This window comes from Halomicrococcus pelagicus (genome assembly GCF_050954125.1).
In genome coordinates this window covers 26467-39062 of record NZ_JBPBWC010000021.1, presented here as the reverse complement: position 1 = coordinate 39062, position 12596 = coordinate 26467, and the positions used below count along the sequence as shown (strand labels likewise).

Below are 12596 nucleotides of genomic sequence, written 5' to 3'. Positions count from 1 at the left end.
CACAGTACGGTCGCGTTGCTCGCTAACCAATTTCGGCAGAGATACCAGGAGACCACCGAACAATGTCAGAGATAAAGGTAGAAAACCTGCGGAAAGTGTACCAGGTACCGAACGGTGAGGAGATAGCCGTCGAGGATTCGTCGCTTCGCATTCCGGATGGGGAGTTCCTGACGCTCCTTGGCCCGTCGGGATGCGGAAAGTCGACGACGCTCCGTTGTGTCGCGGGGCTGGAATCGCCGACGGACGGCGAGGTGTACTTCGACGACGATCGGGTGACCGACGTTCCAGCCCAGGAGCGAGACGTGAGCATGGTCTTTCAGGAGATCGCGCTCTATCCCCACATGCGGTGTATCGACAACATCGCGTATCCGCTCAAGGTACGGGGCGTTCCGAAAGAAGAGCGATACGAACGGGCCCGTGAAGTCGCCGAGATCGTCGAAGTGGAGGAACTGATTGAGAAACACCCCGCCGAGCTATCTGGTGGACAACGGCAACGGATAGCAATCGCTCGTGCCATCGTCAGGGAACCGCGGGCGTTCCTCATGGACGAACCCATGACGGGGTTGGACGAGAAGCTGAAAGTTCGAATGCGAAAGGAGCTGAAGCGAGTCGTCGAACAGACCGAGCAGACGGTCGTCTACGTCACTCACAGCCAGGAGGAGGCGATGATGCTCTCCGACTGGATCGCCGTGATGAGCGACGGTGAGATCGAACAGTTGGGGACGCCGAACGAGGTGTACAACGAACCCAACAACCGATTCGTCGCGACGTTCGTCGGGATGCCTGAGATGAACATATGGACCGCGGAAACCGACGGCGAGATCTGCACAGTCGAACTGGGTGCGAGCGATGTCGACCTTACAGTGCGGGACGATGCCGCCGACGCCGAACGAAAGTCTCGGAGTAACTGGGACGACCGAACAGGAAACGTCGTTGACGTTGGATTTCGACCGCAGGCGCTGTCGCTTGTCCCCGAGGGACAGGGTGGCTTCGACGCCGAACTCGAATTCATCGAACCGATGGGCGAGAACAGCCTCTGTTATCTTGACTCGAATGTCGGCGAAATTCGCGTCGTCGAATCCGATACGAAGGCGTTCGACGAAGGGACGACCGTTGGAGTTCGCCTCGATCGGATGAGCGGATACGTGTTCGACCGCGAAGCGGGGTGGACTATCGCTCGAATCGGCCAGGATGTCGATATGACCGCAAGTGATACCGCGACCGGTACTGCGGGTGACGATTAGCGCCCCGACATGATTCGATCGCCCACCATGCCGACGCATTGCTCGCCGAGACCCGTTGGAGGCGAACGAACGTGAACCAACAAATCGCTATAGTCGGGGCTGGAATGACGACGTTTCAGACCGATGCAACCGTTTCAATCCACGAACTGATGGAGCATGCAGCCGAACGTGCGCTGCGGGATGCCGACTACGAAACGGATGCGGTTACTTCGGTTCACGTCGGTAACATGGCGGCCGAAGAGTTCAACCAACGGTCGGGCCTTGCGAACGCGATCGTCGCGAGTTTGGGCGTGCACGGCGCCAGTGCGGATCGCATCGAAAACACAAGTGCGAGCGGTGCGAGCGCGTTCCTCCGTGGCTACGAAGCTATCTCCAGCGGTCAGTCGGACGTCGCGCTCATCGTCGGCGTCGAGAAGATGTCGGCAGCGGAAACGAACGACGCGACGGAGATTCTCGGGCGAATACTCCACGAACGAGAGCAAGCACAGGGACTCACGTTACCGTCGTTCGCGGCGCTGGCGGCTGACACGTATCTGCGACGGTACGACGCTCCGCGTGACGCCCTGACCGCCATCGCGATGAAAAATCACGCCAACGGTGCCAGAAATCCGTACGCTCAGTTTCAGCGACGCGTTTCGGTTCAAGACGTGATGGACTCACCGCTCGTCGCCGATCCACTCCGATTGTACGACTGCTGTCCGATGAGCGACGGATCGGCTGCGCTCGTACTCGCCCGAAAAACGCCATCGGACAACGATGTGATCGTCGCAAGCGCCGCCAGCGCGACCGATACCCACGCTGTCGCCGAACGAGAGGATCCCCTACAAATCGACAGCGTTCGATTAGCCGGTGAACGAGCGTTCGAACACGCTGACGTCGGGCCGACGGAGGTCGACGTGGCGTGCCTACATGACGCATTCACGATCCTCGAACTGCTCGAACTCGAGGAGTTAGGGTTTTGCGAACGTGGAACGGCGTGGGAAGCCACGCTGTCAGGCACAACGCGACGCGATGGCTCACTTCCAGTGAATCCGGGAGGAGGATTGAAAGCGCGAGGGCATCCTCTCGGGGCGACCGGTGTTGCACAACTGGTCGAACTCACGTGGCAACTCAGCGATCAAGCTACCGATCGACAGGTGTCGAATGCCGAAACGGGACTCGGACTGAACGTCGCCGGATTCGGCAACAACAGCGTCTGTACAATACTTCAACGATACAATGAGTGATGATGCCAACACTCGATTACGGTACGGATTTGAATGTAAAGAATGTGACAGACGATGGTACTACGACCGTCATTGCTGTCCGAACTGCGGTTCGACACGATTTGGCGACTGGCGGCTCGGAACGGGTGAACTCGTCGCCAGTACTATCTCCCGTGTCACACCGCCGAATGTTCGCGACAAGAATCGATTAGGATTGGCGGAGTTCGACGACGTTCACGTTATCGCACAACTACCCGCCGACGAGGAGTCACCAGCGATTGGTGACATCGTCGAGCTCAAAGGAAGCTTCACCCTTCGCGATGACCGTGACGAAACGACAGTAGGGCCGTGCTTAGTCCCTGCAGACGGAATAGATTCAACCGGAGAAACGCATTCATGACCGAACCCGAAGATGCCACTGGCACTAACCGGCTGCGCCAACGTCGCCCGACGACCAACGATGAACCGCTCGTATGTGATTACAGACGACTGATCGTCGAATGTGGTACTCGTTCGCGAACCAATAATCGGCCACGAATTCACCAGTAACAGAAAGAATCCATGTCAATGAATAAGATACTCGACGACGTAACGGTGCTCGACCTGACAACGTTCGTCACGGGTGGATTCTGTTCGTTGATGCTTTCGAACCAAGGAGCAGAAGTCATCAAGATCGAACGTCCGGACGTCGGTGATGACAATCGTCATTCCGGTCCTCCGTTCATCGACGAGGAGTCGCCGTACTTCTGGACAGTGAACTACGACAAAAAGAGTATTGAACTCAACCTGAAAAAGGACGCAGGGAGAGAGGCATTCTACGATATAGCGAGCGAGGCCGACGTCGTCATTCAAAACTTCCGTCCTGGTACCGCCGAAAAATTGGGTGTCGATTACGAAACCGTTCGCGACCATTGTTCGGATATCGTGTACTGCACTATCTCGGCGTTCGGCGAATCCGGTCCATGGAGCAAACGTCCTGGCTACGACCTCCTAATACAGGGAATGAGTGGCATCATGAGCGTCACCGGCGATCCAGACGGCCGACCCGCCAAGGTTGGCCTTCCGATGACAGATTTGATCACGGCTATGTGGGCTGCATTTGGTATCATGAATGCACTCTATCGTCGCGAACAGATCGGCGAGGGAGATCGCATTGAACTCGGGATGCTTGACGCAACCTTACCGTGGCTCACGAAACAGGCCGGCAAGGTGTTCGCCGGAGAATCGCCGTCGCGTATGGGGACGAAAGACCCGGTTCTTGCACCGTACCAGACGTTCGAAACGGCTGACGGATTCATCAATATCGCTTGTCTCAACCAAAAACTCTGGCGGCAGCTTTGTGAAGCTATCGACCGCCCAGATTTGGTTGCAGACACTCGCTTCGAAACGAACGCAGATCGAGTTGAACACATGACGGCACTCGAAGCCGAACTCGAAGCGACGTTGGAACAGCGGACGACCGATGAATGGTTATCGATTCTCACCGAGGAAGCAGGCGTTCCAGCTGCCCCAGTTGTCGACGTTGAGGCGGCGCTTTCGAACGAACAGGTAGCTGCTCGAGAGACTGTGCAAACGATGGACGATTCGAGTCGAGGAGAAATCCCGGTCATCGAACACCCACTCAACTTTGCGCGTGCCGATAGCGGATTCGAATCGCCACCTCCGAAACTCGGCGAGGATACGCGGACGGTACTCAAGGAAATTGGGTACAGTGAACGGGAGATCGACGAGCTGGCGCGTCAGAGTGTCTTCGGGGAAACCGATCGCCAAGACCTATCCTAGGAGCACGAGGCAGATCGATAACAAGTGAATAGTTATATTCGCTTGCCCCACATCACCGGATTCGCCCTCACGATACCGGCGAATCCTGCGATTCGGTTCGATGGGATACCACCGTGATGTTGGAAAGAAACGACGAAAAACGAGAATGGTCGATTACACGAATCGTGGGGAGACCGATGAACACCGATGACAGGCTGCTGTCGGTCTCGAGATGGTTGTCACATGATATTTCGCGCGTGCGAACTTTCGATCCCAGTATTTGTTATCGCCTGGCCCTTTGTTCTTCACGAGTGCGATGCATCCATTAGGGTTTCGCACTCGGGCCGAAGCCATGATCTAGTCCCCTCAATGATTCTACGCGATCGGAGTGCGGACGGGTCTACCGATGGACTTCTAGCCCATGCATTGAGAGGACCTGTCTCAACTTCCGAGATACGATAACTCCATATCGCGAATACTGGTTTATCAAGGCCTCTGGAATTCTATTGAGATTTCGGTATGGTGAGCATCACCTCCATCAAAAATTTTCTTTATTATCTGATCAGGTAGAGTATTCCATATTGTCCAAATAATCCACGATATCTTCACAATCTGCATTTTGTACGTAATTCAGATTATCTTGTAGTTGTATTCATAATAGATGAAATAGAATATAGTTATTCGGTTGCTCGTTTACTGAGCATTTCGACAATTTCCTGTACTTGCTCTTTATCAGCCTCAATACCGCGTTCACGAAGGATTTGGAGTGCAACTTCATCACCATGGTCAGCAATAACTTGAAGACACGCGTCTTGGAATTCTCGTCCTTCAAACTCCGAAACATCGAACATCGAGCACGCCGCGGTTACCGATGAACGCATCCGCGTAATCTGCCGCCATGTCTCATCTCGAACATAGAATCCATGCATGTCCGTCTCATCAAACGAAAATGCTGGGCCACCGTCATTTGAGTCATCCAAATCGTCTTGGCCTTCAGTCGAGGACGGGTCCTGATCTGCTTTGTTAACTGCTTCACTGGACGATGTTGTGTCGTCCACCGCATCAGTTTCGTCATCTCTGTCAGCTTCCGTTTGTTTGAGCTGTTCAGCGACATCGCCGAATCGGTCGTCTTCGTCAGGCATTGCTCTGTTCCTCCACAAGGTCAGCTAAATGGTCGAAATTCGGGATCTGATCACACTCATCATCGAACGCTGAGACAGGCATTCCTTGCTTAAAAGCCCGTGAAATAGCTGTACGCTCCCGGATTCCTGGCTTCGGGATAGACTCAACGGTCTGATTTCGATCATCGAGAGCGTCAAACACGTCTGGATCGACTCGAGCGTACTCCGGGACAAAGGATCCAAACTCTCGATTAAGATTCTCGAGTAGCGTACGATGTTCATTATGTTGGCTCATCGTTTCACGAATCATGTTTGGCGTGACGGCGAGAATATCTAATCCGATGTTTTCACGGATCGGGGAGATCTGCCGTTCGATCATTTTATTTAGTCCATTAATTGATCCTGCGCGGGGAATTAAGGGGATGATTACCTTTTGGAGAGCGATAAGCGCATTATCTGAGAGTTTACCACGACCACCGGCGGCGTCGATGACGACATAATCGTATCCATCGTCAATAAGTGGTTCAACGACGTTTCGTCGGAGTTTTACATCTGCAAACCGCTCGTCTTTCAGTCGTGTCTCAATATTCTCTAACTCGTCACTGGACGGAAGGAGGCTGACTCCGAAGTCGGTCTCGAGAAGAAGTTTCTGGGGGTCTTCACCATCGATAAGCGCGTCGCCGAGATTGGTCTCGCGGTCATATGCTTCATCATATCCTAATTGGGTAGTCATGTGACCGTCTTTGTCCAAATCGATCAAAACGGTCTCATGGCCTCGTTCAGAAAGTCGATCTGCGATGTTGAGCGCAATTGTCGACTTGCCTACTCCACCCTTGAGTAGCGAGACGGCCACACCAGGAAGACCATCGAACTCGCTTGCGCTCATTGGCACGACCCTCCAGCTGTAGCAGACAATCCACATAATGTAGATAATCCAAATTTCCACAATTGTGGAGATTCTCCACCTTCGGTGGGTTTTTTGGATAATCTAGGTTTTGTCTGAACCATAGTCGATTCGTCTTCATGAGTCCCCTTAATTCTACGTCAGACAAATATCGCCCACAATATACAAAATGCAGATTTTGTACATAATTCGCGTTACTCGCGTCATCTCAGTTTTTACAAACCCTAATCTATAGAATCTACCCAATATACAGAATGTAGATTTTGTACATTATTCTCGTCACTCACACCACTACGGCTCCACTACCCTAGTCCACATAATCTGCCTAGTGTACAAAATCTACATTTTGTAGATTATCTCCGATTCGCACATTATTCTCGGAATGCTAATCGGGGAGTCAATACTAATACGTTAAGCAAGAAATCTCACTAACTGAGCGTTAGCGATGTCTACACTTCTAATTCGGACACAGCCGTACAATAGGCCAGAGAACAAGAATGGACTCTTATCCTTACAGTCGAGGGAAATCGGCGTTTCATGAGGATCTCAATTTACGGACGGGCTGTACGGTGAGCGCTCGGGTAGTATATTTAGGTAAGACTTTTGGTTGTTCCCCGATTATTGGTAACTACTAGATGTACGAGGTCCTCGATGACACGGCGGCGCAAGTTCTCCTTACCCTCGAGAGTGGCGACTCCATTCGTCAGGTTGCTCAATACCTTCATACACCATACGAGACTGTACGTCAAGCCGTCAATCGACTCGAAGACGCAGGGTTCGTCACCTACGACGATGGCCTTGTTGTCACGGATAACAATGTTCGAGACGCGGCACGCGAGCTCGTGGCTGCAAGTGCTGGCGTCAGTCCGCCATCGATCGACGAAGCATATGTAATCCCCCAGTTCGGCGACTGGCCGTTCGCGTTTACTCGAATTGATGCTGTCTACGTATGGACCCAGGGTGGGTATCAGGTTAGCCGCGATCCCGATGACTATCCGTTGTTCCTGGCAGTTCGCGAGGAAGACGTCGAAGCGTGGGAGGGATTCTTCGAGTCGTTCAGCCTCCCAACAGCATTCGAACGCCTGCCTAGGGAAGAGCTCGGTGGGCCGCTGCAGATCGTTCTTGATCCACAACCGTCGCTCGATATTGAATACGTCGAGGGCTATCCGGTAGTTCCTCGGGAGGAAACAATCAGCTACATGCGCGAGCACTATGCGCAGTTCCAGTCAGGCCTTGCGATGCTCGACCGCATGTACAGTGATATTGATCTGGATGTTGCCTATCGAGAGAGTGAGCGAGGCCAGCCATGAGCTTCAATAATCGAAGTGACGCACTTATCGAACTCCTTGAGGAACTTAACGAGAACGACTATCAGTACGTTCTTGTCGGCGGCTATGCAGTGTCTGCATTCAATGCCCGCTTCTCGACGGACCTCGATATCGTCGTTGCACCAGACACAAAGGCAGAGTTCGTGACGTTTCTTGAGGCGCATGAATTCGAGAAGACGGATAGCCACACGAAGCAGTGGTTCTATGACACGGAAGTTATTGAGTACGAAAAGCGACTCACTCCCCAGCAACCGATCGGCTTTGATCTACTAGTGAATGGACTGGGGTGTCGCCAAACTGAGTCCCAGTGGTCGTTCGACTATTTGCACGATCATAGCCGAGAACAGGAGGTAACCGGTGGGACAGCGGCAACGACCGCTAGAGTCATCGATGGAGCTGTGCTTGTGGCAGCAAAGCTCCACAGTGGCCGTGAGACAGATCTCCGAGACGTCCTTGCAGTTGCCGAAGAGATCAATTTGGAAACCGTAACACCTCACTTACATCGTGGAGATGAGGAGGCACTTCGGGAGCAGCTCGAGCGTGGATCAAATATTTTGGAGAGCGAGGACCTCAAGCACGGATATCGTAGTGACTTCGGAGCGTCAGTAGTCTCATCGGAAACAGTTGCGAGACTCCAGCACTATTTATCTAACCAAATAGAGCGGCTAAGCTAAGCGGCATCCTAGAGTCCGTAGATCAACAAAACCACACAATGTCGGAGGAAACAGATCGGACGTAATGCAGTAAGAGTACCCGAGAAACTATCCTCGCTCCACATTTCCGTCGTAATTTTCGACTTCCATGATACTGTATTACCCCGCCCCTTCTACAGGACAAGTGAATTATCCTACCTACTCCGCAACTGGCGTCGATTCGTTGAGGGCGGGGTTTCCTGCTTTGATGACGTTTCGTTGGTCGGCCCACAGCGGTTTTCCTGAGTTATTCAGTGATGCCGCGAACATCAATATTGGTCCATTGGAGATTCCGGTCGTCGAAAGCGTCCTTTACTTTCTGGGGGACAACATCGTCACTGAATTCGTGTTCGTTCCACTGTCCGCCCCCAACGCCTTTGTTGTGATCGATGGTGTTGACGAAGCCGAACATCACGAGTTTCGAGAGGTGGTTGAACATTCCTCGCTGGGTAAGTGGATCTTTGCCGCGCTTTGTATTGTAGGAGTCAACGACACGGGAGTAGGCTGTATGTATGGTGCGCGTCCGAGCTGGAGTTAGGCCTGCCTCGTCGAGATGGGCGATTGCCTTTAGAATATAGAGTTTCTCGTCGTCTTGGTCGACGAGCGATTCGACGATATTCCCATACTCGAGGTCCTTGTCAGCTTGCCGGATGTGGGTCTCTTCGACCTGCTGTGATCCGTCTTCCTCTGCGATTTCTGCGGATCGACGCAGGAGGCGAATCGCTCGTCGAGCACTTCCTGATGCTTCCTGATACGCGAGTGCGGAACACAAGTTGACGGTTTCCGTGGTGTATGCGTCGTCGTAGAGCGCCGATTCGGCCCGTGTCCTGAGGATTTTTCCGAGTTCTGCGGCGTCGTATGCCGGGAACTTGATTTCGGTTTCGCATAGGCTGTCTTTCACTTTCGGTGAGAGATTCTTGCGGAAGGTGTAGTCGTTACTGATGCCGATGACGCCGACTCGGACGTTTTCGACGTAGCCGATGTCTCGGGCACGGGGGAGTTCGTAGAGGAGTGTATCGTCGTTCCCGATTTTGTCGACTTCGTCTAAAATCACGAGGGCTGTTCCATCGAGTTTGTCGAGCTCCTCGTACATGATATCATAGACGTCCTGCGGGGCGTAGCCAGTGCCGGTAATGCGGTTGCCTTGACTTCGAAGTCGATTGACGATGCCGACTGCGACTTGATAGGATGAAGTTTTGTGGTCTCCAGTAGTGAAGTTCTCGCAATTGATCCAGATGATATTGAGCGAGATTTGCTCGGATTCAGAGAGCTGTTCGTTCTTCTGTTCGATGTCTTGTTCGAGGTTTTTTCGGAGGTACTTTGTCGCAGCTGTCTTTCCAACGCCTGTGTCTCCGTAGAGAAAGGCGTTTTGTGGAGGACGACCTTTGTAAATCGGTTTAAAGACGCTTGTGTATTGTTCAAGAACGTCGTCTCGACAAATTATTTGTTCGGGCGTGTAGTCTTCTTCGAGTACGTCTGCGTTTTTGATCAGTTCGACATCATCGGCGAAGATTGAATCAACGTCATCCATGATAGGTTGTATTGTCGGTTCCAGCCCCATTAACCTTTCCCGAGTTTCCTTAGTTTCCTGAGTTGGCGGAGAAGCATACCTCTCACACAGCAGTTTTCCTGAGTTAGCCACACAAAGAAGGGGTGTGATCTGATCAAGTACCGGATCTCACAGCAGTTTTCCCGAGTTAATCACAGGAGGGAAAGAAGGTCCGCTTCATCTCGATGAGCGAAGCCTATTATTATACTATTTAACTATTGTGTTAGTAGTAGTAGTATCCTGTTCTGGTTTCATTCGAAATCGCCATACATCGATACGTCTGACAGCGGTTTTCTTGAGTTAAAAGCAATCATGGTGACACTATTTTATATATAGAAGAAAGAACGGATGATCTTCTACTAGCCTTCTCCATGACTGGACTCAGGAAAACCGCTGTGTGAGAGTGAGCCGAAATCGTAGGTAGAACAGTTAGTATAACATGCTAACCTTCGTTGTCCGCGATAGCAAACTGCTCTCGTCGAATCGTCTCAAGATCCGCCGCCAACCGCTCCGACTCGCCGTCCGCGAGCACAAGCATGTTCGGGGCGGCCGTACAGGCCGGCTGATCGCCGACGCGAAACCCAGCGTCTTTGGCCGGGGGAAGCTGAACCTGATATCCATTGCCGGCAATCTGAATCGAGGTATCCATCACCCGATGCAGTGACGACGTATCGCGAGCAGCCGTCGCCGCCAACTCCGCCACATCATCATCGTCAACACGGTCAACATCCGTGAGGAGGAGCAGCCCATCGAACGCAAACACGCGGACGTCGGCCTGCCGCTCTGGGTTCCCATCCTCATCTTCCTCGACGAGTCCCGCCGTCCGGGCCGGCTTCGTGGTTTGGAGTGCAAGCCCATCGCCGGATTGCTTGATTTGGTTCGCCATTGTGGGTTAGTATCCTATACTAACTAATGAATCCTTGGCTCAATTTTGGCTGAGTACGCAATCACCACCATAGCAGCTCCGAGACGTCTAAGCGACAGGGTGATATGCGAGCAGCAGCTAGTAATCCCAGACTGAATGACGAAAACTGAGGCTGGAAGCGACCAAACTGAGCGATTGCGCGAAATCTTTCAGGATATCACTGACGAATCAACCGTCACCGAAGAACAGCAGGAATCCCACGGGACACTCCAACAGGACTCCGCCGTGGATGAGACGCTTCGCGAGATTATCCAGGAGATGCAGGCAGCATATGAGTTCCAAACCTCACTGTCGACAGCTGAACTGGTAGATCTCGTTCAGCTGTACTTCGACGACTACTCGGACACAGCAATCGCGCGCGAATTAGGAAATGCAAGTCGAGACAAATCAGTCGCGCGAGCGCGTATCCATCTGCAGCTGTTCCGTGATAGAGACTTTGACGCTCCGTTTGACGTCGATCGACTCCGTGCATTGCTCGATGACGAGATGTCGACAGCCGAGATTGCGGACAGGCTTGCTGTGAGCACGAGTACGGTCCGGAAATATCGACGCGTTGTTCGCGCTGAGCATGCCGCTGAGGACGTGGATCATCGCTACCGGCAGCGCTTCGAAGACGCGCTTGCTGACCCTGACCAAGAGGACTCTCTTCGGGAGTCGCTTGCCGATGGCCTCGACGATGCACTTGACGACTCACTGGCCGAGAATTAATCCATCACCTGGTGAGCCATCCTATTCTAAACCGTAGCGCTTTCTGTTTCTGACAGTCGGATCTGTCTAATCATGATCGGTATATGGCCTCTTGTCCACAGCTAGTAGTGCCGTGGCACCGTTGCACAACCAAGCCGAGGAACATCCGTCTGTCAGTACTGTCTCCGAGTAGACGCCCATCCAGCGTCTGCTTTCAGACGCACTTCTGCGGCCGCCCCAAAACACGCCCTGTTAGAAGTACACTTTGAGCTCAGAGCCCAATCTGAATTGGGTCAGCTTTCAATCCGTTACTCGGGTCTTCGACCTCCTGGCGGAATTCATCCGTTTAGGATTCTTACTGAGTGCAAGCCGGCCCTCTAATATCTGTCTGTTGTCTACCTCGAATTCGGGTCTCGACTGCCTCGTCTAGCGCCAAATGGAGTTATCGATTCAGCTGCTTTGTTAGTTCCATATACTAACCTCTCTATCTCTTACTTCGTCTTTGCCTCTCCAATCCTCTCAAATCCGACTGGAAACGAGGTTCTACTTTTGCCTTGGTTGGATTACTGCTTTAACTATCGCTATCAAACAGTGGAATGCAGTCGCCGTAAAACCGGATAGCGTGAACAGTATCAGTCATCTCACCCCAAGCCCCAAGCTATCACGCTGTCTGGTTTTTCCCTTGTGCCAATAACCCGATCATCGTCACCCATCCTTGTAAGGCAAGCAGATAGGTGGGCCGTGTTAGTGCTTCATGATGACTTCTCGCTACGAAGAATGCAGACAAGCTACTGGAGCATCGTCACCACGCTTGCTTTAGGAAGATTCTCTCATGCCTGAACAAGCCGGGACTTTCGAAACACTGCTTGCTGCCCATCTTAGCAGTGTAATCGAGCTCTCTCATGACGAGAGCTAATCAAGCGAATTTACTGGAATGAACTAGAGAGTATGTTAGCTTGTAGTTTGTGACAGATGATTCTGTCTGATCACAACTGATTTGTGCATCCCCTCACTACTTGGTTGTGCCGTGGTACCGTCGCACAAATAGACTGCCTCAGGTACGTCCGCCTGTCACGTTTTGCCCAAGCAGACGCGCATCCATCGTCTGCTTTCAAATCCTCCCGTACTTTTGCAGACAGGGGCTTGATGAGATAATTTTAATTTCTATGTGGCGCGCTCA

10 protein-coding genes are annotated in these 12596 nt (G+C 52.4%); 6 read left to right on the top strand and 4 right to left on the bottom strand.

Features of this window, described 5'->3' with window-relative positions; genetic code table 11:
- The first annotated feature begins 62 nt into the window (after positions 1–62).
- From ACRYA2_RS23165 to ACRYA2_RS23155, 3 genes are all read left to right on the top strand, one after another.
- Positions 63–1244, top strand: a complete 1182-nt coding sequence (locus tag ACRYA2_RS23165) for an ABC transporter ATP-binding protein (RefSeq protein WP_433633520.1) — start codon at positions 63–65, stop codon at positions 1242–1244.
- Positions 1245–1315: 71 nt separating this feature from the next.
- Complete coding sequence (locus ACRYA2_RS23160) at positions 1316–2470, top strand: thiolase C-terminal domain-containing protein (protein ID WP_433633518.1); 1155 nt, start codon at positions 1316–1318, stop codon at positions 2468–2470.
- 540 nt (positions 2471–3010) lie between these two features.
- On the top strand, positions 3011–4231 hold the full coding sequence (locus tag ACRYA2_RS23155) for a CaiB/BaiF CoA transferase family protein (protein WP_433633516.1): 1221 nt from the start codon (positions 3011–3013) through the stop codon (positions 4229–4231).
- Between the two features lie 656 nt (positions 4232–4887).
- Here the strand turns inward: ACRYA2_RS23155 and ACRYA2_RS23150 are convergent.
- Complete coding sequence (locus tag ACRYA2_RS23150) at positions 4888–5352, bottom strand: DUF7970 domain-containing protein (protein ID WP_433633514.1); 465 nt, start codon at positions 5350–5352, stop codon at positions 4888–4890.
- Positions 5345–6217, bottom strand: coding sequence for a ParA family protein (locus tag ACRYA2_RS23145; RefSeq protein ID WP_433633512.1), 873 nt, complete (start codon positions 6215–6217; stop codon positions 5345–5347). Before ACRYA2_RS23145 ends, ACRYA2_RS23150 begins: the two co-directional genes overlap by 8 nt.
- Positions 6218–6870: 653 nt before the next feature.
- On the opposite strand from ACRYA2_RS23145, the gene ACRYA2_RS23140 reads away from it, so the two are divergent.
- Both ACRYA2_RS23140 and ACRYA2_RS23135 read left to right on the top strand, forming a co-directional pair.
- The gene (locus ACRYA2_RS23140; protein ID WP_433633510.1) at positions 6871–7545 is read left to right on the top strand and encodes a MarR family transcriptional regulator; all 675 of its coding nucleotides are present in this window, start codon (positions 6871–6873) and stop codon (positions 7543–7545) included.
- Positions 7542–8237 (top strand): hypothetical protein, encoded by a 696-nt coding sequence (locus ACRYA2_RS23135; RefSeq protein ID WP_433633508.1) that lies wholly within the window; start codon positions 7542–7544, stop codon positions 8235–8237. Before ACRYA2_RS23140 ends, ACRYA2_RS23135 begins: the two co-directional genes overlap by 4 nt.
- Before the next feature lie 265 nt (positions 8238–8502).
- Here ACRYA2_RS23135 and ACRYA2_RS23130 read toward each other — a convergent pair whose 3' ends face one another.
- Positions 8503–9786 carry a Cdc6/Cdc18 family protein gene (locus ACRYA2_RS23130; RefSeq protein ID WP_433633506.1) on the bottom strand — a complete coding sequence of 428 codons (1284 nt, stop codon included), beginning with the start codon at positions 9784–9786 and terminating at the stop codon, positions 8503–8505.
- 460 nt (positions 9787–10246) lie between these two features.
- On the bottom strand, positions 10247–10690 hold the full coding sequence (locus ACRYA2_RS23125; protein ID WP_433633504.1) for a hypothetical protein: 444 nt from the start codon (positions 10688–10690) through the stop codon (positions 10247–10249).
- Positions 10691–10825: 135 nt separating this feature from the next.
- Between ACRYA2_RS23125 and ACRYA2_RS23120 the strand changes: the two genes are divergently transcribed.
- A complete protein-coding gene (locus tag ACRYA2_RS23120; protein WP_433633502.1) occupies positions 10826–11437 on the top strand; it encodes a hypothetical protein in 612 nt (203 codons plus the stop codon).
- Positions 11438–12596: the final 1159 nt, after the last annotated feature.